Origin of the sequence: Nostoc sp. DedQUE12b, assembly GCF_034530835.1 — a bacterium.
Lineage (GTDB): Bacteria > Cyanobacteriota > Cyanobacteriia > Cyanobacteriales > Nostocaceae > Nostoc.
This window is the reverse complement of sequence record NZ_JAVRCI010000009.1, coordinates 95,845-118,096: the sequence shown is the minus strand read 5'-3', so window position 1 is coordinate 118,096 and position 22,252 is coordinate 95,845. Positions and strand designations below refer to the sequence as shown.

Genomic DNA, 22,252 nt, shown 5'->3' with positions numbered 1-22,252 from the left:
ATCTTTCTTTACATAAAAAAGGCGGGCCTTTCAGCCCACCCTACACTATTTTGAGAATATTCTGTTGCTATTAACCCAACAATTGTTTAGCCTTAGCTAATACATTATCAACGCTAAAACCAAACTTCTCTAAACAAACACCACCTGGAGCTGAAGCACCAAAGCGATCAATACTAACAGTATCGCCTTCAGTACCCACATATTTGTGCCAACCGAAACTAGCGCCAGCTTCTACAGATAAACGCTTGGTGACAGCTTTTGGCAGAATCGACTCTTTATAAGCCGCATCCTGTGCTTCAAACAGTTCCCATGAAGGTAGCGAAACAACACGGACTTTCTTGCCTTCAGCCTTGAGTTTTTCAGCTGCGCCGACGGCGAGGCTCAGTTCTGAACCAGTGGCAATCAGGATGAGATCAGGTGTGCCTTCGCTATCCACCACGGTGTATCCACCCTTAGCTACGCCCTCAATCGATGTACCTGCCAAGTTGGGGACGTTTTGACGGGTGAACGCCAACAGAGACGGAGCATTTTCCTTCGCTTTCTCGATCGCTATTTTATAAGCGCCAGAGGTTTCGTTACCGTCTGCGGGACGAAACACTAATAAATTAGGAATAGCTCGCAAGGAAGCCAGAGTTTCAATGGGTTGGTGCGTGGGGCCATCTTCACCTTGTCCAATGGAATCGTGAGTCATCACCCAAATCACGCCAGCTTGGGAAAGGGCGGATAAACGGATGGCAGCACGCATATAGTCTGTGAAGATTAAGAAGGTAGCACCGTAGGGAATTAATCCTGAACTGTGCAGTGCTATACCATTACAGATTGCGCCCATACCATGTTCCCGCACACCAAAGTGGATGTTGGGGTTTTGGTATTCTCCTTTTTGGAAGTCGCCCTTACCCTTGATTTCGGTCAGGTTGGAGTGGGTTAAGTCAGCTGAACCACCAATCAATTCAGGTAAAACCGCCGCTAGTTTGTTAAGGCAGGTTTCTGAGTGTTTACGGGTAGGTAGTCCTTTGTCTTCTGGGGTGTAAGTGGGTAGTACCTTATCCCAACCGTCGGGTAGCTTACCGTTTAGGTAACGTTCAAATTCAGCAGCTTCTTGAGCATACTTAGCTTTGTAGTCGGCAAAGGTTTTGTTCCAGTCGCTTTCGTAACCTGCGCCGCGCTCAACTGCTTTGCGTGTGTGGTTGAGGGCTTCTTCGGGTATTACGAAAGGCTCATATTCCCAACCCAAATTTTTCCGAGTCAATGCTATTTCGTCTCCACCAAGGGCAGCGCCGTGAACGCCAGCAGTGTTTGCTTTATTGGGAGAACCGTAACCAATAATGGTTGTTACCTTGATGAAAGAAGGCTTATCGGTGACAGCTTTAGCCGCTTCAATTGCTTTGGCGATCGCTTCTAGGTCTGTATTACCGTCCTCGACGTGTTGAACGTGCCAACCGTAAGCTTCAAAACGCTTGGAAACATCTTCGGTGAATGCCACATCTGTGGAACCGTCGATGGAAATGTGGTTGTCGTCGTACAGAGCGATGAGTTTGCCTAATCCCAAGTGTCCTGCAAAAGAACAAGCCTCACCAGAAATTCCTTCCATGTTGCAACCGTCACCTAAAATTACGTAGGTGTAATGGTCAACAATCTTGCTATCGGGTTTGTTAAATTTAGCGGCAAGGTGCGCTTCAGCGATCGCTAAACCGACTCCATTAGCAATTCCTTGACCTAGTGGGCCAGTGGTGACTTCTACACCTGGGGTCATGAAGTTTTCCGGGTGTCCAGGGGTTTTGGATTCCCATTGACGGAATTGTTTGATATCTTCAATGGTGACGCTATCGTAGCCTGTCAGGTACAGTAGGGCGTACTGCAACATCGAGCCATGACCGGCAGATAAGACAAAGCGATCGCGATTAAACCATTTAGGATTCTTGGGATTAAACTTCAAAAAGCGATCCCAGAGGACAAAAGCCATCGGAGCCGCACCCATTGGTAGTCCTGGGTGTCCCGATTTTGCTTTTTCTACGGCATCAATAGCCAAGAAGCGGATCGAGTTAATAGCCAGTTCTTCGACGGACAATTCTTTGGCGGATTGGGTTGCAACAGTCATAATCTCTTGTTTTTAACGACGGGTTAGCACTCTTCGTAGCTTCTCTTGCTGGGGTTATTTTAGATTCCCCACAGTATCCTCATCATCCCACTCCCGCTTGTCGATGGACAAGCGGGATCTCCTGAGTTTCTGGTGATAAATCAAGCTGATAATTGGGTCATGCTGAACGCTTAAGTTATATCGGAATGATATTTCTGATACTTTGGGCATGGAGCATGGGGCATTGGGCAAACGAGCAGAGTTGGATTAAACTATTGAATTCTGACTCCTGACTCCTGTCTTCTGTCTCCTGCCTCCTGCCTCTTTTAAACGTATTTCTTAAAGGCCAGTGTGACATTATGACCGCCAAACCCAAAAGAATTGGATATTGCTATCTCGACTTTTTGAGCGCGGCTAGAGTTAGGCACGTAATCTAAGTCACACTCTGGATCGGGATTTTCCAGATTGATTGTTGGTGGAATTTGGTCATTAGCGATCGCTAGTACTGTTGCGACTGCTTCAATACCTCCAGAACCGCCTAATAAATGACCTGTCATCGATTTGGTGGAGCTAATTGCCACCTTATAAGCATGTTCTCCCAAGGCTTTTTTGATTGCTGAGGTTTCAGTTGAATCATTAGCTGGGGTACTAGTACCGTGGGCATTAATATAGCTAATCTGTTCGGGAGTTATGCCAGCATCCTTGAGAGCTAGTTCGATCGCTCTAGCGGCTCCGAGTCCACCAGGTACGGGAGAGGTGATATGGTAAGCATCACAGGTCATGCCATAGCCGATCATTTCGGCATAAATGTGAGCGCCGCGACTTAGGGCGTGTTGCAGTTCTTCGAGAATTAAAATTCCCGCACCTTCACCTAAGACAAATCCGTTGCGATCGCGGTCAAAGGGACGGCAAGCATGAGCCGGGTCATCATTGCTAAAAGAGAGTGCTTTGCAGGCGGCGAACCCAGCTATCGACAATGGTGTGACAGCTGATTCCGTTCCCCCACAAATCATCGCCTGGGCATATCCCCCTTGAATTAAGCGAAAAGCATCGCCTACAGCGTTAGAGCCAGCGGCACAGGCAGTTACTGGACAAGAGTTTGGCCCTTTAGCACCCGTATGAATTGCCGTTAATCCTGCGGCCATATTGGCGATCATCATCGGGATCATGAATGGACTACAGCGATCGGGTCCACGGTTGAGGTAGATAGTTTGCTGGTCTTCTAATACCTTAATGCCACCAACCCCAGAACCGATCATCACACCTACCTGTTCTGCATTCAGGTCATTGATCGCTAACTCCGAGTTAGCTAGAGCCTGTTTTGCTGCCGCAACCCCAAATTGGGAAAATCGATCCATGCGCTTGGCCTCTTTGCGGTCCAAGTAATCATGTGGATCGAAGTTTTTCACCTCACCAGCAATCCGGCAATCATGGCGAGACGCATCAAATAATGTGATGTAGTCAATGCCATTGCGTCCACTCAATAATCCATTCCAATATTCTGTTGCTGTGTTACCTATAGGTGTAATCGCGCCAACACCAGTTACAACAACGCGTTTACGTGTATGATCTGTCATGATTCAGTTAAAAATGGCGAAAAAGCAGCAGGCAAAAAATTTGAGGTTAGCAACTAGGTACTGGTGAGCCAGCGCGGTCTTAAAGATTTCCTTTACGAGCGACTGGCATCGGATTTGCTGACTTCAAGTGACTGTCGTTAACGTCAGCATTAGCGACATTAGCAGCGTCACGCGAAGGGTGGCTAGACATTAGAGAAAAATCTCCCCAATCCCAATCCCCAATTCCAATCCTCAGTTAAGCTGAGGCGGTAACTTTGTTATTGATGTAATCTACTGCGTCTTGAACCGATGTAATCTGCTCCGCAGCTTCGTCGGGAATTTCGATATCAAATTCTTCTTCCAAAGCCATCACCAACTCAACGGTATCGAGGGAATCTGCTCCCAGGTCTTCCATAAACTTGGCTTGTGGTGTGACTTTATCTGGGGGATCAACACTCAGTTGTTCGATAACGATTTTCTTGACCTTTTCAAAAAGTTCCGTTTGGCTCATAAATAAAAGTCCTTAACCACTTGCTACGATCTGCTCTTTAGAGGAGACATTGTTTTGAGCATATACATCTTATCGTCAAGCGCGATCGCCCGCATACTTCCAAGGGTTTTTCTGCTAGAAAACCTCTGCCATTTTTAAAATAAATGGAATAAGTTTTCTAGGAACACTTGAGCAGTGGAGCGTGCTACACCATCGCTGGTTCCGTGTAAATGCTTCAGTTTTATAATTATTGCTAAAATTTTTTACAATGTCTCGACCAGTATTTACAGTCTTGCTAGCAATTAAGAATATGTAGATGCTGCGACCCTTTAACCTAGACGCTTAAAGGGTAGCTAAACGTCAAACATCAGAATGGTGCTAACAAGGTAATGATAAAACAGTTATTGTTTAGAGCGATCGCTCTAACCCAAACATACTTCTATGCTACCTCAGACACTGAAATACGCTTACTTCCCTGGTTGTGTTGCTCAAGGGGCCTGTCGGGAACTTTACCAATCAACTCAAGCGCTTACCCAAGCACTGGGTATTGAACTAGTTGAACTTAAAAAAGCTGCTTGCTGTGGTTCGGGCACATTTAAAGAAGATTCGCAACTGCTAGAAGATACAGTCAACGCCAGAAATATTGCCCTAGCAGAAGAATTAGATCTGCCCTTACTTACCCATTGCAGTACTTGTCAAGGTGTTATTGGTCACGTCAATGAACACCTGAAAGAATGTAAGACTTCTAACCCTGTTTATATTGAACAGGTTAATGGTTTGTTAGATAAAGAAGGCTGTTCGCCTTATCGCGGTAGTACTGACGTTAAACATCTTCTTTACGCCTTAGTAACAGATTACGGTTTAGAGGAAATTACCAAACGTGTCACCCGAAAGTTAACTGGATTAAAATGTGCGGCTTTTTATGGCTGTTATCTCCTCCGCGCCCAAAAATCTATGCCTTATGACGACCCTTTCCAACCGGAAGCGATGGAAAATATGTTTCGGGCGGTGGGTGCAACACCAATTTATTACCGAGGGCGGACACAATGTTGTGGTTGGCCACTTGCTAGTTATGCCACTACCCAATCTTTTAAGATGGCGGGGATGCATATTCAGGACGCTATAGCATCTGGTGCTGACTGTATAGTTACACCTTGTCCTCTGTGCCACTTGAATTTAGATTCGCGCCAGCCAGAGGTAGAAAAGGTGATTGAACAAAAGCTAGGTTTACCAGTGTTGCATTTACCCCAGTTGATTGCTTTGGCACTTGGCGTTAGTCCAAAAGAACTGGGTTTAGACCGTCACATTGTTTCTACAAAGCCAGTGTTAGAGAAATTAGGATTTTAGTTTTAGGACTAGCCCTTTCAATGTGACTGGTAAAATCTCTTTTTCTCTCTGCGTCCTCCGCGTCTCTGCGGTTGAAAAGTCTTTTATTTAACCACAGAGGCACAGAGAACACAGAGTTAAGAGGGTGAACTACCCCGCCGTAAGATGGGCGGGGCTTCCCAATTCATCGGGAATAGCCTCCAGAACTTTATAAGTTCTCTGGAGTCTGCGCTAGCCTGAATGAACTCTATCAACTCTTCCATTTGTACTGCCATGCACCCTATCCATGACTTCCAATTTTCACCATATCAACAACTGTGATTTTTCACAAATGATTTAGGATTGCTATATGTGCGATCACCTGTCCCTAATAAGGCGATTTTTTTGCAGTGTATAGATTAATTGCACCCTTTAGTAACTTTATAGTTATGCAATTGATTTGTGCGAAAATCTAAGGTATGAGACATAGCTTTTATCCTCATTGCTGATTGCTAACTTACCAAGTTGTAACAAGCCCCAATCATTGGAGTAATTAAGCGATATGAAAAAGTCAATCATGTTGTCAATTCCTCTTGCTTTTGCCCTTGGCTCTATTTGTTCGGGAGCAGCAAGCGCAAATAATATTTTAATCAATTCAGGTTTTGAGAGTGGGAGTGCTGGATGGGTTGGAACAGCATTAAATTACTTTGGCTATAACTGTAGCCAAAGTAATTTTCCGGCAATCGATGGTCAATGCTTTGCTCTTTTTACATATGCTTCAGGCACATCTTTAACCCAGCATAATAAAATTCCGCGTTCTGGATACTATCAAGCATCTGTAGCTTTAATGGGGACAGGTAATGTACGGTTCGGTATTTGGGCATTCTGTCCTGGCGCTGCTCCTAGTTCATATGGATTTGGGTCAGTTAACCTGACGAACTCATGGCAAACATTGAAGGTTAAAACAGGTTATCTAAATGGTTGTGAAGTGAAATGGGAATTATATATTGACTCAGATAGTTTAGTCTTGGTTGATGCAGCAAGACTATACGAGACTTTTTAGTAAGTAGAACGAGGTGAAAAAACCAAACTGTGTAAAGATAAGTAAATAGGTAGAATGTGTCTACTAAGGTAACAGAGATATGGGCAGCCGTTTAAGAGTGTTTTTGACTTCAGAACAAGATAAAACTCTGTTCAACCTGAGAACGGCAGATGTACCCCAGAAAGTGAGAGACAGAGCAGAAGTGATTAGGTTAAGTGCTCATGGTTGGTACGTAGATGGATGCCTAAGCCAGGAAGTCACCCCCCTGACTCGTAATTATACAATTTAAATGTGGAACAGCTTATTAGCTTTGTAAAGTCAACGCTTCTTTTTCGAGGTTTTCATCCATCCAAGAAAACATATCGCCAATTGATTTAACCATATCTTCAACTCCTTCACGGAAGAGTTCAACATCTTTCTCAGACTTGGTATAAATTTGGGCTACTTGAATCAATTCATCTGTATGTTCTGGATCTAAGTGGCAGTGGAGATGAAAATATTCGATGGTATGGTCATCAATACCTTTAAATATCTTACGAAGTCCTTCGATATATTTGATGAAAATTCCAGGCAATACTTGCTCAATTGCCGCAAATCTTCCTAAAGAGCGTACTATAGGTTCATCATCACAAACTTCAAATTTCTTAAAGCGTAATGCCGGAATGAGAAACGCTCCATCATCGGCATTGATATCAATTTTAGGACAATCAATACCTTTCATAAAACGCATAAATAATGCTACATGAGCAAGCTCTGAGTTGAGTTCTCCATGCTCTGTAAATGCATTTTCTAGCATAATCGTTCTAGCATGGTAACTATCCATTTTAGACGCGACTTTCAGAAAAGCCATATTGAATCTGTTTGAGCCAGGTAGCATTTTTATAGCAAACTGGCGGATTGCATCTTGTGAAAATTCTCCATTAGCAAAGCGTTGAACAAAGGGATGTAGAGACAAATCTTGTGCAGTTGTGATTTCTAATAAAACTTGCTGTAATTGGCTGGATATTTCAGTATCTAAAGAAAGAATTGCAGTCATTATTTTAGGGGATAAGTGGGTTTTTATTGATGCTTGATTGTCTAATTTGGCGTGAATATATGGGCAATTATTCACGGAGCTTGCATAGCAAAGAATGCATACCTTTTGTAAGTATGGTTGCAAATGCTTATTAACGAAGTAAATTCACTTCAGTTACTTTATTGACAGATTCGATGCGAATAATGGAAAATTACTCAGGCAGTTTGCATAGTAAAATGTGCATACCCTTTGTAACCATACTTCACAAGTTATTTGCAAATGCTTATTTCGGTTCGGTTCGGCTTGAAAATTGGCATTATCTTCAACAATTGAGTTTAAACTTTAACTAAAATACGTTCCAAAAACTTTGTTTTTGGTTTACTGAACTGTATACACAGTTTTTAAACTAATTTGTTACCCTCTTTTATGAAAAAATTCAGTACAAGTTCGTACTTTGTCCTAATAAAGATTGTAGTCTTTATATTTTTTTATACGCAGAGAAAAAAGAATCATTAACTAAATCTTTACTTGTTCCCGCAATTTCTAAAGTTGGTATAAAATTATTAGGCAGCTTTTGTTTGTCATCTGCCAATAGGAATAAAAAAATCTTCTTGAACAAGAATACAGAATGGGACGTGCAAGATTCACGCCCCAGAAGAGTTAATTTGAATTTGGTTATGTAATTTAGATAACTTTCAGCTTATTCATTGCTATTTTTGAATTGACGTTGTAATTGTTTTAGCGATTGATACATATCTGGCAGGCGACCATAAACAGCACATACCTTGAGATATAGTTTGTAAGGAAGGGCTGGAGTTCCACAGACAACTTCTCCTGGTGCAACATCGCTGTGAATTCCAGTTTTAGCAGATGTCATTGCCCCGTCTCCGATTTTCACTTGATTGGCTATTCCTGTTTGTCCAGCTAAAATAACGCGATTCCCCAGTTTCACCCCTCCCGCCATGCCAACCTGACCTGCGATCGCACAACCAGAACCGATTTGGCAACCGTGACCTATTTGTACTAAGTTATCTATTACTGTATTGCGACCTACTCGTGTTTCTCCGACAGCTGGGCGGTCAATGCCACTGTTACAGCCAACTTCCACGCCATCTTCTAAGACTGTATAGCCTGATTGTTCCATTTTGAACCAACCAGTCCGGGTAGGAACAAAACCAAAGCCTTCTGCACCAATGACAGCACCACTGTGAATGACGCAATCTGCACCGATGCGGGTACGTTCGTGGATGGTACAGTTGGCGTGTAAGGTGGTGCGATCGCCTATTTTGGCATCTGGATAAATCACCACATTGGGATGAATGATTGCACCATCACCAATTTCTACCCCTTGTTGAATCACAGCATGGGGGCCAATGTAAACATTACTACCAACTTTTGCGGTGGAGTGAATCACAGCGGTAGGATGAATTTCTGGGGTAGGGCGATATGGTTGATAAAAAAGTGCGATCGCTTTGGCAAACAATAATCGCGGATCTGAGGTTGCTAGCCAGACAATACCCCTTTCTTGCGCAAGCGCTTGTAATTTTTCGTCCTGGGGCAAAATTAAGGCACTAGCATTGGTATTACCGACAAAAGACCCAAATTTTGCACTTTCTATGTAACCGATCGTACCGTTGGTAGCTTCATCAATGGCTGCTACCCCTGTAATTTCTGGGTCTTGGTCTGGGTTGCTAGTCAGGCTATGATTGGTGGCCGCGTCACCAAATTGACGGAGGATTTCGCTGAATTTCATTGTTGGGTGTGTTCAAAATTGATCTACAATTGCAAGATAATTTTCCCTCTTTATGCTCCAATACAATAATTTTATAGACGCGTAGCGGTGAGGTAATCAGACTGTTTCTAGTTTCGCTTCAGGTTGGATTACTTCACTGACATTCTTCTGTTGATGGCTCTCGTAAGCTTACTTTCACTGCATCTTGTCTCAATAGCGTCTTGAAGCGTTGATTATCTTCGGCAGCGATCGTTTCACCATAGTGATGAAGTTGAAAAAGCTGGCAATACCGATTTTGTTTAGCGCAAATCAAGCAGCCATAGGCATGATTACCGTTAGTACCACATAGCCGATGTCCCATCACCGGGCCGAGAGAAATATTTTGCTCGCTAGCTACAGTACTGAGAATTGAGCGCAGTTTTGACTCGAACTCTAATGACAAGTATTGCTTACGTCCTGGTTGTGTACGATTCCATTCTGGAACGATTAATTCCTGTTTTAACAGACTCGCTTCAATCTCTTCAGACATTACAAGCCCAGATAGGATAACGTGACGGGAAACATGAGGTAATAATGTACGTGCTAATTGCCACATTAAGGTTTCATCAAACCACTCTTCAACTAGTGGACGCAGATACCAACAACAGGGAATGCCAAGGTTTACTAAATCTTGCAGCAACTGTACCCGACTCGGAATTGAGGCTTGCTCATAGCCTGGTTTCAAGGGTGGTAGACTAACAAAGACAGTGACTCGAAGGGAATGAGGTTGCTCTAGAGTTTTTTTGAGGCGTTCTAGAAAAGATTGACCAGGATGAACTTTAGTGGTGATGTAGACGATGTTGGCAGCTTTGCGGTCAATCAGTGCATCCAAAATTGATAGTACGCGTTCTCGATGGGCTGGAATAAAAGGATCAGAGTAATCGCACAGTGAAATCGGAAAGCCCTTTTGTCCCTCGTGAGTAGCAAAAATGTAGTCTAGCAAAAGATCGAGCAGGTCGACCGGAGCTGAGACATCCTGAAAGTTTTGTGGATAATGATGCCAGTCACGGTCTTGGTGACAGACACAATAGGCACATTCTACCGGACAGCGATTTTGGGCATTTGGTAGAAATGGATTGAGACTGAAGTATTTGACAGCACGCTCATCATCAGGAATACCAAGCACTGGAAAGCCATGTAGGATATACTGGCTTCCTTGCAACATAATTTCAGACGCCGTATTTTTATCAGTATTCATTTATTTTTTGCGCAAAAAGTAATACACCCAGAAAAATTTACCTTCTCTAGGGTGGCTGGTATGAATATGGAGTGGCAAGGTGGGAAATGCTAGAGGATTAGTAAGAATTTTGATAAGTAAATATAGTTAAGTAGCGATCGCTTGTTCCTAAAGAACTGGTAAATAGGTTCGGGTTAACACGGAGACACTCTAGCTAACAAGTTTGGATAAGGAAAGGACTGAGATAAAATTTCCAAGTTATCTTTTTGATAAGCTCGTAGTAAGCACTTTAGTCCTTATTTTCCAGGCACTGAAGTGCTTACTACGAACTCTCTTAAGCTGTCATAATCCCTGTGGTGGTACTAATCGTTAGTCGCCATTGCCACGCCTGCTAAATACCCGGTTGTCCAAGCACTTTGGAAGTTAAACCCACCGGTAACGCCATCAATATCTAAGATTTCTCCGGCAAAATAAAGACCAGGAATTAACCTACTTTCCATTGTCTTGAAGTTGACTTCTTTGAGCTTGACGCCGCCACAGGTAACAAATTCTTCTTTGAAGGCTCCTTTGCCGTTGATTGAGTATTGTCCTTGAGTAAGTTCTTGCACCAGTTGATTTAAGGTTTTACTAGATATTTCTGCCCAACGGTCTTCTGTAGTAATGCCTACACGAGCAATAATATATTGCCAGAGACGATGGGGAAGATCAACGCCACGATGCAATGCGATCGCTTTTTTTCCCCATTCATCCTTAACTGCTAAAACTTTTTCTCGCACTTGTTCTTGGTGCAAATTAGGCAGCCAATTTATCAATAATGTGGCTTGATAGCGGCTTTCGTGCAGAACTCTCGCACCCCAAGCCGAAAGCTTCAAAACAGCGGGGCCACTTAAACCCCAGTGGGTAATTAGCAATGGCCCAGTTTGTTGTAATTGGGATTTTCCGCCCGCAGATAACCGCAATTGGGCAGGGTTAACGCTAACTCCAGCCAATTCCCGCAACTTTGGATCGAGAATGTTGAAAGTAAATAATGAGGGTACTGGCGATTCAATTTGATGACCTAACTCTCGAGCAATTTTATAACCCGCAAGGCTACTACCAGTTGCAAGAAGTAGGCGATCGCATTTAATTGTCTCTCCTGACTTCAGAAGAATATCAAAACCCCCATCTGCTGCGGTTCTCACGGAAGTTACATGCGTACCGATGCGGAGTTTTACCCCAGATTTCGCCACCGATTTAATTAGACATTCCACAATGGTTTCTGAAGTATTGGTGACAGGAAACATCCGGCCATCAGCTTCCGTTTTCAGATAGACTCCACCAGCAGCAAACCAAGCTACTGTATCTTGAGGCCCAAACCGAGTCAAAGCACCCCGCAAAGCTTTTGCACCTCTGGGGTAATTTTGCACTAACTCCTCCGGTTCAAAGCACGCGTGAGTAACGTTGCAGCGTCCGCCACCAGAAATTAGCACTTTCGCTAGGGGTTGGCGACTGGCTTCGAGTAAAGTAACTTGGGCATCAGGATTGGCTTTAGCACAAGCGATCGCGCCAAAAAATCCTGCTGCCCCACCCCCAATAACTACAATTTGTAACGGTAACAATTTCAAAAATGTCTCTTTTACAGCACCTACTTTCTAGGCTAGCTGTTATTTTCACTCTTCATCAGGTTCAAAGTCGGCTTTTGTCGCACCGCAAGTTGGACATGACCAATCTTCTGGGATATCTTCAAAGGCTGTTCCCGGCGCTATGTCGCTATCTGGATCGCCTTCTGCTGGGTCATATATATAGCTACAAACAGTACATTTATACTTTGCCATGTTCCTTTCCCCTCGTAAATTGTTGGCATTGCTTCCCTATTAAATACTTTTGGCAATCAGTCAAAATAGGCAAGCTACAATTCTTAAACGAGACTAGGGCATGAAAATCAAACCGCTTCGCAAAGTCATTTGTCATTAAAAACGCCACCATGTCCTTTGGGCGTAACTGATAATTCCGATCGCGATCGCCCCAAGTAGCAGTAGCCAAATAATTCCACCTGGGATAAAAGTGAGAATACCAATACCTCTCAGTACCCAGACGGCAACGCTAATGCCGAGAAGTGTACCAAAAATCTGGATTAATCTACGATTTAAAGAAGATTGATTCACCTAATTTTCCTCTCAACTCAACAGACATTACACTTGATATTGATAATTAAAATATGAAGTTACGATGAAGTTATAGTTTCATCAGAAATAACACGTAAAACCGAGAGATACTATCCAAACGTTAGGGTAAAGTACTTGATGTTAAATCGTGTTTGTGCCATTCTAGCTGTTAACAACGCAGTTTTTCATCTACAAGTATTACTTTGACAAAAGTCACTGGAGTATTAATTATGTTAATTGTGATAAGAAACACAGTTTTTACAGTAAAGTAACTGAAATGATGAGCAAAAAATCATCCTTTCCGGAAAAGATAAGTATTAAACTGGAACTAATTTAATAATGGGTTGGATCTAAATCAAGTTTTATGGCTTGTAGTTTCAACTCTATTTAGGTGGATGAGTTGAGGAGTAACTTAATCATTATGTCTGCGTCTTATATATCAGATTCAATTATTGCAGGTTCAGATATGGCTTGGAGTCAAGACAAGCAAAAGTTGCTGGTACAGGGTGAAATTCTCCTAGAAACGCGATCGCACAAGCTATCGGGTGGCGCGGTGACAGCCTGGATGTATTTGCCGATGGTGCGATCGCACGTTTGGCAGCAATTAACTGATTATCCCCGCTGGGTGCAATATTTTCCCGATATCACCAAGAGTGAGGTAGTACATAAAGGTGAAGTCAAACGTCTGTATCAAGCAGCACAAAAAGCTTTCTTCTTTTTTACGGCTCAAGTGGAAATTTACCTCAATGTTGTAGAAGTGCTGGGGCAGCAAATCCAATTTCGCATGGTAAATGGGACTTTTGAGGACTTTAACGCTAATTTAGAACTACAAGATTGTGGTAATGGCACAATACTTGCTTATACTGTGCAAGCAACACCTCTAATTCCGATTCCATCTATTTTTATTCAACAAGCGATGAATTTAGAGTTGCCTGCAAATATGCGTAAAATGCGACAAGTTATGTGTAAGACTCAATAAAAAATTCAGGCATTGCTGATAGGATTTTCACTTTACTTCTGAATAATTCAAAAACCCGCTCTCTGTTAGAAAACGGGTTTTTGTGTGTGATTTATCAGGTGTAATTATCCGGTAAAGACTTCAACTGGTAAACGGCTAAACGACAACCTTTCATTTTGCACATCAACAAAGATGGTGTTGCCGTCGTTGAATTCGCCGCGCAAGATGGATTTAGCGATTTGAGTTTCTAACTCTCGCTGAATCGCCCGCTTCAGTGGACGCGCCCCATACACTGGGTCATACCCTACTTCTGCTAAAAAGTCAAGGGCAGCATCCGAAAGTTTGAGAGATATTTTGCGATCGCTCAATCTTTGGCGCAATCTTTCCACTTGCAATAGCACAATATGCCGCAATTCCTTCTTATCCAAACCGTGGAAGATGATGATTTCATCAATCCGGTTCAGGAACTCTGGACGGAAGCTATTTCGCATTGCTTCCATGACTCGACGGCGCATTTCATCGTAGTGGCTGTTATCTCCAGCGATATCAAGAATGTACTGCGAACCGATGTTGCTAGTCATGATGATAATAGCGTTCTTGAAGTCCACTTTATGACCTTGAGCATCAGTGACGCGACCATCATCAAGAATTTGCAAGAAGATATTGAAGACATCGGGGTGTGCTTTCTCGATTTCGTCGAAGAGAATCACTGAGTAAGGACGGCGACGAATCGCTTCTGTAAGTTGTCCGCCTTCTTCGTAACCCACGTATCCTGGAGGCGCACCGATTAAGCGAGAGACGGCGTGTTTCTCCATGTACTCAGACATATCGATTCGCACCAATGCATCTTCGCTATCGAACATATACTGAGCCAGCGCTTTCGCCAATTCGGTTTTACCCACACCTGTCGGCCCAAGGAAAATAAAGCTAGCGATCGGACGATTAGGATCGGCCAATCCAGCCCGCGATCGCTGAATTGCATCGGCTACAGCTGTGACTGCTTCTTCTTGTCCAACTACCCGACGGTGCAGTTCATCTTCTAAATGCAGCAGTTTTTCTTTCTCCGATTCCACCAACTTACTGATGGGAATTCCTGTCCATTTAGAAATAATTTCAGCAATATCACCTTCTGTAACTTCTTCTCTTAATAGTGATTTACCACTTCTTTGAGTGTTTGCCAATTCAGCTTCTATTGCTTCCAATTGACGATGCAAACTGGTTAAAGTGCCGTATTTCAACTCCGCAGCGCGGTTAAGGTCATAGTCGCGTTCTGCTTGCTGAATCTCTAAATTGACTTGTTCAATCTCTTTTTTAACAGACTGAATTTTGTCAATGATATCTTTTTCAGACTGCCATTGAGTATTCAACGTTTTTTGTTCTTCTTTGAGATCGGCAATTTCTTTTTCCAGTCTTCCTAGACGTTCGCGAGAAGCAGCATCGCTTTCCTTTTGTAGCGAAAGCTTCTCCATTTCCAATTGCAGAATCTTGCGATCGATTTCGTCGAGTTCTTCTGGTTTGGAGGTAATCTCCATTTTTAATCTCGCGGCGGCTTCATCTACCAAGTCAATTGCCTTATCTGGTAAGAAGCGATCGCTAATATATCGACTCGACAATACGGCGGCGGCAACTAAAGCACTATCAGAAATCTTCACCCCGTGGTGGTTTTCATAACGTTCTCTCAACCCGCGCAAAATCGAAATACTATCTTCTACACTAGGCTGATCGACATAAACCTGTTGGAAGCGTCTTTCCAATGCGGCATCTTTTTCGATGTATTTGCGGTATTCATCCAGGGTTGTCGCCCCAATACAACGCAATTCGCCCCGCGCCAACATCGGTTTTAATAAGTTACCCGCATCCATCGCACCTTGGGTTGCACCAGCGCCGACAACGGTGTGAATTTCATCAATAAATAAAACAATATTGCCGCCAGATTCGGTAACTTCCTTTAATACTGCTTTCAGGCGTTCTTCAAATTCACCCCGGAATTTTGCCCCTGCAATCAAAGCACCCATATCTAAAGCGATTAGCTTACGGTCTTTGAGGGATTGAGGTACATCACCTGCGATAATACGTTGTGCTAATCCTTCAGCGATCGCAGTTTTACCAACACCTGGTTCGCCAATTAGCACAGGATTATTTTTGGTGCGACGAGAAAGAATTTGGACAGTGCGACGAATCTCATCATCTCGTCCAATTACTGGATCGAGTTGACCTTTACGCGCGGCTTCTGTAAGGTCACGCCCGTATTTTTCCAGTGCTTCATATTTGCCTTCTGGATTTTGATCGGTCACTTTTTGGCTCCCCCGAACTTGTTTAATAATATTTTTGAGTTTGTCTTCGTCTAAACCAAACTCTTGGAATAAAGCTTTGCCAAAGCGGTCATCTTTAGCGTAAGCCAACAATAAGTGTTCAATTGAAATATATTCGTCTTGAAACTCTTTGCGATATCCGTCTGCCCGATCTAGAAGTGTATCTAAGCTACGTCCTAAGTATACTGAAGTACTATTACCAGATACTTTCGGCTGACGTTGAAAAAATTGTTCAGTGCGATCGCGCAGTTTTTGGAGGTTAACACCCGCCTTGGTGAGAATCCCAATTGCTAGACCATCTTGTTCTAGCAGCGCTTTCATCAGGTGTTCGCTTTCAATTTGCTGTTGTTGATATTGTTTAACAATATCCGGGGTATGGGCGATCGCTTCCCAGGCTTTTTCTGTAAATTGGTTAGGATTAGTAGGTTGCATAGGCTTTTTCAGGAACGTAGAGGTGCAGCAGCTTGTCAGAGGCTACCACCAGAACACCAAGTAAAGATAATTTCTGCTGTTAATAGATATTGTATGAAGAGGGGAGCGATCGCCTAGATCGGTGTTCACGTCTTGTAAAAGTCGTATTTTCCCGTAGTTGCGATTTCCCTATGTGCGATTCTCAAGCTTTTAGCCATGTACTGAGATACTTCACTGTGCCAACTATGAGAGCAAAAGGCCCTTTTAAAACATTCTCTGATAGAGAAATTTTGCTGGATATTTTGCAAGTGGGCAATCTTACAGTTTAGCTGGATGAACCCTAATGGTGAGAACAGGTGGAGGAAGCGTTTAAGCAAGGTGCATCAGTTTCGCTGATAGCGCCTTCTAATGCGAGAGGAGATTTCAAGTCAGCAATTTTGAGTTTGGCATTGGAACTAATGGAAGTTGAGTTCTTGCAGGTTTATCCGGTAATGGAGGTTTGCAGAGGTCTCGTGAGGATTGGGGGTGAGATCGCGAGGCATAGAGGTATTGCAGTGACTAATGGCTAGGCTGAATTGGCAGCAAATTATGTAAAAAGAACCAATCCTGATAGTCTAAATGAAGAAACAAACGCATCAGATATTTATACTGATTTAAATGAAGATAGCGATGATGATTTTGAAGAAGAAGAGGGTGAAAGGTATTCTTCAAATAGAAACTTGAATACAGACATAACTAAAAATGAAAAATTACAAGAGCAATTGCTGGAGATATTTTTAGAAGCTTATTCACTTTTAGATAGTTTAGACAAAAGTAAAGAAGCAGAATCAAATATCACGTTTTGCTTGTATCGGTTAGAGCCTCATGAGCCAATACGTGAGAAGATAGTAGATTTACTTGACAGATTGCCTTGGCGTTCTGAAGCTATATGTTATTATTTAGGACGTTTTAAGAATGATTCATTTATTGTAGAAGAATTACAAAATTATATAAATAAACATAAGGTATATTCTTGGCATCGTGCTAATTCACTATGGTCTTTATATCAGATTAGCGGAGCTAATAATACTGCATTTATATGTCGAGAATGGCTAGCTGACACCCGATTGGACTGGTATGCCAGAATGATAGCCGCACGAATATTGGGAAAACTTCCCGGTCAACATTCCTATTTTATGGAATGCTTGCAGCAAGAACAGCATAACAGTAAAGATGATCCAGAATCTTCATCCTTGCTCAGACAAGAATTAGCTTATAGTGCTTTTCAGAGGATTAAATCACATAATAAGCTTTTGGCATTGTTTCGATTAATTTGTACTGATAAAAGCCCTATAATGCACAGATTAGCTATTTATCTTTTACAAATGAATAAATGTAGAGTTACTTGGGATGATTTAAAACCGTACCATCAAGAAATGAGCAAGCTGTCAGATTTAGTTATATCTGTTAGCTTATCACCAAACGCACCGAAAATATGCTTTATCTACCAAACACTTTCAACTATGTATAACGTCTCATTTTCATACAGCAATCTTTGTCTGTTTTATGGGGTGCATTATGAAAGAGCAGTCGAGAAGTTACGAGAATCTGTCAGTAGTTATCATAAATCACCTAATGCTTATATCAGTACTTTCCATCAATTTGCACATCTTACTTTAATTGCTTTTTATGAATACACTTTTCCTTCAGAATCAGGATTACATGACGGTTATGCATCTCTTACTGACAGAAAAGTTTTTACCGCTTCCCTTCCAAATGGCTGCGAAACCTGGAAAGAACTTGGCTCTATGCGGAACCGTGTTGATCATCCAGTAGATAAAAAAACCAAATCACACTCAAAAAAAATTACTATTGAAGAAACGGAATTTTTTTGTAAAAAACTCAATGTTGCTCTCCAAGAAATTTTTAATTTTTGGCTAAATTCATCACCTGCTTCTGCTCCTACTACTTCTATTCCTATATCAACAACATGACGAATTCAGGAATTATATAAAACTTGATAGCTGCCGTATTGTACTTACCAAAACTGTTACAATTATTGATTAGTTGAGGCACAATAGAACCAAAAACACTGTGAACACCAATGACTACTCAATTGATGATTCAACCCTCATCCTTAATATCTTCTGGTATCAGGATGAGCGAATTCGGTAATATTTATCTGTTTAAATTTACCGATGAGCTACAGTCTCGTTTTGAAGAACTCTTACAGAAGAAAAAAGCTGATGCGCTTACTCCAGAAGAAGAGGCTGAATATATAGGTATCTCCGAATTAGAGCGAATATTTACCTTGATTAACGCTCAACTAGCAGCGAAAAGTAAATGGTGTCCGAACAAACTCGAAGACTTGTAAGAAAACGATCTGAATATCTCTGCGAATACTGTCATTCTCCAGAATACTTGAGTCCAGAGCGTTTTACCATTGACCATATCATGCCGCAGTCTTTGGGTGGCTCTGATGAACTGGATAATTTGGCATTAGCTTGTCATCGCTGTAATGAGCGTCACTATAATTTTACAGTAGGTATTGATCCCAAAACCCAAGAACAAGTCTCTCTATTTCATCCCCGTCAACAAGAATGGTCTGAGCATTTCATCTGGACAGAAGACGGGATAAAAATTGTAGGTACAACTCCTATAGGGAGAGCTACTAGCGTTGGCGAAGCCCGCCGTAGGCATCGCTTTGACTTCAATGATGAACGTCGGGATGAGCCTTCGATTCAAGTGGCTCGTCGTTTTTGGGTAGAAGCTGGTTGGCATCCGCCCCAGTCAGATTCACGTCAAGAATAAGAGAAAATCCCCTTCAAGAAATTGGAAAGGTTATTGCCGAAGCGGGCTGAACCTCAGCATAAATCTAAATGTATACACTAAGCATGATGTATTAAAGTTCTTCTACCCCCACAATGATTGACTCCTACGACTTTGAAGATGATGACTTTGATTTTGAAGATGAAGATTTCTTGAAAATAAAACCCATCAGCCAAATGACTGAAGGGGAAAAGCTACAGCGATTTAAGCAATTCTTCGACAGCAGTAGCCGTGCGATGTTGCAAGACTGTCTATTTCGCATCATCAATTACGAAGATGGTACAGGCACGTTAGAAATTCTTTGCGCTAATGAAATCGTCAGGCAACGCCTCTCCAAGAAAAAACGCAAAATTACCAACAACATCAACACCTGCTGGAGTCATATCAGATGGTTTTCACTATGTGTCCAGCAAGATAGTGAGTTGGATTGTCAAAAGTTTACCCGTAACGGTGATTTAGTGACATCTTAAGGTGGGGAATTGGGAATTGGGTATGGGGCATTGAAAGTAATAAAAAGTGACAAATGACAAATGACTAAAAAACAAAAATTTCCTTACCTAGTTGGTTCTAAGTGGACAGCACAACAAAAAGTTGATGGCTGGCGGCATTTCCAAGTTGTCAATCGGAAAAATCAGGGTAAGTGGGTTTACGCCGAAATGGTTGCTGCTTGCGATCCTAAAGTCCGTTTTTGGATAAATGCCAAATTATTACAAGATAACTCCCAGTGGCAAGCTGGTTGGCAAACATTACAAGAAATCCAGGAAATTAAAACTGAGGTGTCCTAATTGCCTTAAGCCGCACAGCCAAAAGATTTTAACCTCACTTCCATTGCTCTCTCTTTTAGGAAGGAGGCTTTGAATCTTACTCCCCAACGCTAGTAGGGAAGGGGGGTTAAGTCGGTTAAGTCTGTCATAGGACTCAACCCAGAAACGCTATATCTTGCAAATTAATAATATTTTACAAAATCACACTAACTCACTCTCAAGCAGCAATTAAATGCTTTGCTCTACCGATTGAAAACTGTCAGATTATCTGCGATACCTTTGGTGAGCTACGCTAACGCAAATTGCAGTAGTATTTCCAGCATCAGGCTGCATATACCTCTGTTTCCCCTTAACCTTGCGCCCCAATGCCTTGAAAACAGGTTCTAAAAACATTAGCTAATTCTATGAAAAGCATTCAAAAAAGACGATTTCAGATTTTTGTTTTTTGTAACTATTTTTATAAAAATAGATAATAAAAAGTTTTTTGTAACTATTTTTAAATCTTTTAAGGTCTTTAAAATTCATAAAAACCTAAATAAATTTAATTAAGCTTGAATTCATCGTCTGAGAGCGTTTTACAGATTAGGAGCCACTTTCTTTTCTAGGTAATTTGCCCAATAATGACATCAACAGACCTCACGCATCGCCATCTCAGGAAAGGTGAAGGCAAATGTTTGAGCCACAAGTTTGACAAGAAGCTATAAGAGGGAAACAACAGTGAAACTAGCAGTCTACGGAAAAGGTGGTATCGGTAAATCCACAACTAGCTGTAATATATCCGTCGCCCTAGCTAAACGTGGCAAGAAAGTGCTGCAAATTGGTTGCGACCCAAAACATGACAGCACCTTCACCCTGACTGGGTTTTTGATTCCGACAATTATCGACACTCTCCAAGAAAAGGACTATCACTACGAAGATGTCTGGCCGGAAGATGTAATTTATAAAGGCTACGGCGGCGTTGATTGCGTAGAAGCTGGCGGCCCACCTGCGGGTGCTGGATGTGGCGGCTACGTAGTCGGTGAAACCGTAAAATTACTTAAAGAACTCAACGCCTTTGATGAATACGATGTAATTCTCTTTGACGTTCTGGGTGACGTAGTTTGTGGTGGTTTTGCAGCACCACTCAACTATGCAGATTACTGCCTGATCGTTACAGACAACGGCTTTGATGCTTTATTTGCTGCCAATCGGATCGCTGCTTCAGTCCGCGAAAAAGCAAGAACTCACCCACTGCGTTTAGCTGGGTTAATTGGCAATCGCACATCCAAGCGTGACTTGATTGAAAAATATATAGAAGCAGTGCCCATGCCAGTTCTAGAAGTTTTACCTTTAATCGAAGATATTCGTGTTTCTCGTGTGAAAGGGAAGACTTTGTTTGAAATGGCAGAGCAAGATCCTTCCCTAGACTACGTTTGCGACTACTATCTCAACATCGCTGACCAAATTCTGGCACGTCCCGAAGGTGTTGTGCCAAATGACTCACCAGATCGTGAGTTGTTCTCTTTGTTATCCGATTTTTATCTAAATCCGGGTAAACCCCAGGTTCCTAATTCAGAAGAGGAACTAGACTTGATGATTGTATAAATCACCAAGTTCTCAGGATGGGGGACAATAACATGGCATTCTTTCACAGCTTTACAGATTCAATAAAGCAAAAGTGGTTGCAATTTTTCCAGAATAATCGAGACTGGATTACCCTCCACATGGAAGTGGAATCGGTGTACACCCCTGATGGCGGGAAGCGACCACCTTCCTACCTCATCCTGGGAGTTCTTAACGCCCTAGAGCCAAAACTAGCGCAGTTAATGCTGCCTTTTGCCAAACTCAATCCTGATGCCGATACCCTAATTGAAGTGCTGGATTTGCATTTTGACCCAGATTTAGCTCTCGGTAATCGCTTCGTCGTCAACCCAGATGTAGAGAAATACGTAGAAGAAGCAGCATCTGTCATTGATGAAAAGCCTGAAGATGAAACATTGACACACGCTCATACAAATGGCTTTGCGGCGGTGGCGGTAGTTGAAGAGTTCGCAATGGTGGATTCTGAGGATGAAAGCCTGGGAATCAGCGAGTTGGAAGAAACGGAAAATGGCTTTGGCGATATTTCCTTAACCAACGGACACAACTCAAAAGATGAATCTCTTCAAAGCTCTAGCTTAGAAGCAGATGAGTTTGGGGAAATTGCCTTCGATACAACAGCCGCAACGGAAGTAAAGCTGGATGAAGAAGAAGACGAGGCGCTTGGAGATAGTCCACTAGATGAGAATGCGTTTAAAGACGTGTTATCAGATGTCTGGGGTGATGAAACAGCTTTACAAAAGGCTGAAGAAAATAACGATTTTTTAGGGGAAGAACTGCCAGCAGGCGTTTTTGATGAATCAGAAATTGCCCGCCTCTTCCCCAACGCTTAATTATTGCCGTT

21 protein-coding genes are annotated in these 22,252 nt (G+C 42.3%); 11 read left to right on the top strand and 10 right to left on the bottom strand.

Annotation, left to right across the window (positions count from 1 at the left end; translation table 11 throughout):
- Positions 1-70: 70 nt before the first annotated feature.
- From tkt to acpP, 3 genes are all read right to left on the bottom strand, one after another.
- Entirely contained in the window at positions 71-2,098 is a 2,028-nt protein-coding gene (gene tkt, locus RMY16_RS07230) for a transketolase (protein WP_322735802.1), read from the bottom strand.
- Between the two features lie 305 nt (positions 2,099-2,403).
- Positions 2,404-3,654, bottom strand: coding sequence for a beta-ketoacyl-ACP synthase II (gene fabF, locus RMY16_RS07225; protein ID WP_322735801.1), 1,251 nt, complete (start codon positions 3,652-3,654; stop codon positions 2,404-2,406).
- 235 nt (positions 3,655-3,889) lie between these two features.
- Positions 3,890-4,144 (bottom strand): acyl carrier protein, encoded by a 255-nt coding sequence (acpP, locus tag RMY16_RS07220; protein ID WP_292744190.1) that lies wholly within the window; start codon positions 4,142-4,144, stop codon positions 3,890-3,892.
- A 420-nt stretch (positions 4,145-4,564) separates the two neighbouring features.
- On the opposite strand from acpP, the gene RMY16_RS07215 reads away from it, so the two are divergent.
- The 3 genes from RMY16_RS07215 to RMY16_RS07205 all read left to right on the top strand — a co-directional run bounded on the left by RMY16_RS07215 (position 4,565) and on the right by RMY16_RS07205 (position 6,759).
- Positions 4,565-5,470 (top strand): CoB--CoM heterodisulfide reductase iron-sulfur subunit B family protein, encoded by a 906-nt coding sequence (locus RMY16_RS07215; protein WP_322735800.1) that lies wholly within the window; start codon positions 4,565-4,567, stop codon positions 5,468-5,470.
- Between the two features lie 520 nt (positions 5,471-5,990).
- Positions 5,991-6,491 (top strand): hypothetical protein, encoded by a 501-nt coding sequence (locus RMY16_RS07210; RefSeq protein WP_322735799.1) that lies wholly within the window; start codon positions 5,991-5,993, stop codon positions 6,489-6,491.
- Between the two features lie 79 nt (positions 6,492-6,570).
- Positions 6,571-6,759, top strand: a complete 189-nt coding sequence (locus RMY16_RS07205; RefSeq protein WP_416211653.1) for a hypothetical protein — start codon at positions 6,571-6,573, stop codon at positions 6,757-6,759.
- Positions 6,760-6,774: 15 nt separating this feature from the next.
- On the opposite strand, the gene RMY16_RS07200 is transcribed toward RMY16_RS07205, so the two are convergent.
- From RMY16_RS07200 to RMY16_RS07175, 6 genes are all read right to left on the bottom strand, one after another.
- Entirely contained in the window at positions 6,775-7,506 is a 732-nt protein-coding gene (locus RMY16_RS07200; RefSeq protein WP_322735798.1) for an iron-containing redox enzyme family protein, read from the bottom strand.
- Positions 7,507-8,185: 679 nt separating this feature from the next.
- Positions 8,186-9,238, bottom strand: a complete 1,053-nt coding sequence (gene lpxD / locus RMY16_RS07195; protein WP_322735797.1) for a UDP-3-O-(3-hydroxymyristoyl)glucosamine N-acyltransferase — start codon at positions 9,236-9,238, stop codon at positions 8,186-8,188.
- Positions 9,239-9,371: 133 nt separating this feature from the next.
- Complete coding sequence (locus RMY16_RS07190) at positions 9,372-10,454, bottom strand: hypothetical protein (protein ID WP_322735796.1); 1,083 nt, start codon at positions 10,452-10,454, stop codon at positions 9,372-9,374.
- Between the two features lie 341 nt (positions 10,455-10,795).
- The gene (locus tag RMY16_RS07185; protein WP_322735835.1) at positions 10,796-12,031 is read right to left on the bottom strand and encodes an NAD(P)/FAD-dependent oxidoreductase; all 1,236 of its coding nucleotides are present in this window, start codon (positions 12,029-12,031) and stop codon (positions 10,796-10,798) included.
- Between the two features lie 51 nt (positions 12,032-12,082).
- Entirely contained in the window at positions 12,083-12,247 is a 165-nt protein-coding gene (rd, locus tag RMY16_RS07180; protein ID WP_322667342.1) for a rubredoxin, read from the bottom strand.
- Between the two features lie 135 nt (positions 12,248-12,382).
- On the bottom strand, positions 12,383-12,577 hold the full coding sequence (locus RMY16_RS07175; RefSeq protein ID WP_292729343.1) for a hypothetical protein: 195 nt from the start codon (positions 12,575-12,577) through the stop codon (positions 12,383-12,385).
- Between the two features lie 421 nt (positions 12,578-12,998).
- On the opposite strand from RMY16_RS07175, the gene RMY16_RS07170 reads away from it, so the two are divergent.
- Positions 12,999-13,556: an SRPBCC family protein gene (locus RMY16_RS07170; RefSeq protein ID WP_322667343.1), complete on the top strand. Its 558-nt coding sequence runs from the start codon at positions 12,999-13,001 to the stop codon at positions 13,554-13,556.
- Positions 13,557-13,660: 104 nt separating this feature from the next.
- Here the strand turns inward: RMY16_RS07170 and clpB are convergent, their stop codons facing one another.
- Positions 13,661-16,279, bottom strand: coding sequence for an ATP-dependent chaperone ClpB (gene clpB / locus RMY16_RS07165; RefSeq protein ID WP_322735795.1), 2,619 nt, complete (start codon positions 16,277-16,279; stop codon positions 13,661-13,663).
- Positions 16,280-16,833: 554 nt separating this feature from the next.
- On the opposite strand from clpB, the gene RMY16_RS07160 reads away from it, so the two are divergent.
- The 7 genes from RMY16_RS07160 to RMY16_RS07130 all read left to right on the top strand — a co-directional run bounded on the left by RMY16_RS07160 (position 16,834) and on the right by RMY16_RS07130 (position 22,241).
- Positions 16,834-18,231: a hypothetical protein gene (locus RMY16_RS07160; RefSeq protein WP_322735794.1), complete on the top strand. Its 1,398-nt coding sequence runs from the start codon at positions 16,834-16,836 to the stop codon at positions 18,229-18,231.
- Between the two features lie 110 nt (positions 18,232-18,341).
- Entirely contained in the window at positions 18,342-18,611 is a 270-nt protein-coding gene (locus RMY16_RS07155; RefSeq protein WP_322735793.1) for a hypothetical protein, read from the top strand.
- Positions 18,581-19,048: an HNH endonuclease signature motif containing protein gene (locus RMY16_RS07150; protein WP_322735792.1), complete on the top strand. Its 468-nt coding sequence runs from the start codon at positions 18,581-18,583 to the stop codon at positions 19,046-19,048. Before RMY16_RS07155 ends, RMY16_RS07150 begins: the two co-directional genes overlap by 31 nt.
- Positions 19,049-19,161: 113 nt before the next feature.
- Entirely contained in the window at positions 19,162-19,536 is a 375-nt protein-coding gene (locus RMY16_RS07145) for a hypothetical protein (RefSeq protein ID WP_322735791.1), read from the top strand.
- A gap of 60 nt (positions 19,537-19,596) precedes the next feature.
- A complete protein-coding gene (locus tag RMY16_RS07140; protein ID WP_322672297.1) occupies positions 19,597-19,851 on the top strand; it encodes a TIGR02450 family Trp-rich protein in 255 nt (84 codons plus the stop codon).
- Between the two features lie 696 nt (positions 19,852-20,547).
- Positions 20,548-21,414: a ferredoxin:protochlorophyllide reductase (ATP-dependent) iron-sulfur ATP-binding protein gene (gene bchL / locus RMY16_RS07135; RefSeq protein ID WP_292774821.1), complete on the top strand. Its 867-nt coding sequence runs from the start codon at positions 20,548-20,550 to the stop codon at positions 21,412-21,414.
- Between the two features lie 32 nt (positions 21,415-21,446).
- Positions 21,447-22,241 carry a DUF5331 domain-containing protein gene (locus RMY16_RS07130; RefSeq protein WP_322735790.1) on the top strand — a complete coding sequence of 265 codons (795 nt, stop codon included), beginning with the start codon at positions 21,447-21,449 and terminating at the stop codon, positions 22,239-22,241.
- The last annotated feature ends 11 nt before the right edge of the window (positions 22,242-22,252 follow it).

Coding starts and splice junctions, on each gene's coding strand:
- tkt (WP_322735802.1), bottom strand. CDS start 2,098: ATGACTGTTGCAACCCAATCCGCCAAAGAATTGTCCGTCGAAGAACTG.
- fabF (WP_322735801.1), bottom strand. CDS start 3,654: ATGACAGATCATACACGTAAACGCGTTGTTGTAACTGGTGTTGGCGCG.
- acpP (WP_292744190.1), bottom strand. CDS start 4,144: ATGAGCCAAACGGAACTTTTTGAAAAGGTCAAGAAAATCGTTATCGAA.
- RMY16_RS07215 (WP_322735800.1), top strand. CDS start 4,565: ATGCTACCTCAGACACTGAAATACGCTTACTTCCCTGGTTGTGTTGCT.
- RMY16_RS07210 (WP_322735799.1), top strand. CDS start 5,991: ATGAAAAAGTCAATCATGTTGTCAATTCCTCTTGCTTTTGCCCTTGGC.
- RMY16_RS07205 (WP_416211653.1), top strand. CDS start 6,571: ATGGGCAGCCGTTTAAGAGTGTTTTTGACTTCAGAACAAGATAAAACT.
- RMY16_RS07200 (WP_322735798.1), bottom strand. CDS start 7,506: ATGACTGCAATTCTTTCTTTAGATACTGAAATATCCAGCCAATTACAG.
- lpxD (WP_322735797.1), bottom strand. CDS start 9,238: ATGAAATTCAGCGAAATCCTCCGTCAATTTGGTGACGCGGCCACCAAT.
- RMY16_RS07190 (WP_322735796.1), bottom strand. CDS start 10,454: ATGAATACTGATAAAAATACGGCGTCTGAAATTATGTTGCAAGGAAGC.
- rd (WP_322667342.1), bottom strand. CDS start 12,247: ATGGCAAAGTATAAATGTACTGTTTGTAGCTATATATATGACCCAGCA.
- RMY16_RS07170 (WP_322667343.1), top strand. CDS start 12,999: ATGTCTGCGTCTTATATATCAGATTCAATTATTGCAGGTTCAGATATG.
- clpB (WP_322735795.1), bottom strand. CDS start 16,279: ATGCAACCTACTAATCCTAACCAATTTACAGAAAAAGCCTGGGAAGCG.
- RMY16_RS07155 (WP_322735793.1), top strand. CDS start 18,342: ATGACTACTCAATTGATGATTCAACCCTCATCCTTAATATCTTCTGGT.
- RMY16_RS07150 (WP_322735792.1), top strand. CDS start 18,581: ATGGTGTCCGAACAAACTCGAAGACTTGTAAGAAAACGATCTGAATAT.
- RMY16_RS07145 (WP_322735791.1), top strand. CDS start 19,162: ATGATTGACTCCTACGACTTTGAAGATGATGACTTTGATTTTGAAGAT.
- RMY16_RS07140 (WP_322672297.1), top strand. CDS start 19,597: ATGACTAAAAAACAAAAATTTCCTTACCTAGTTGGTTCTAAGTGGACA.
- RMY16_RS07130 (WP_322735790.1), top strand. CDS start 21,447: ATGGCATTCTTTCACAGCTTTACAGATTCAATAAAGCAAAAGTGGTTG.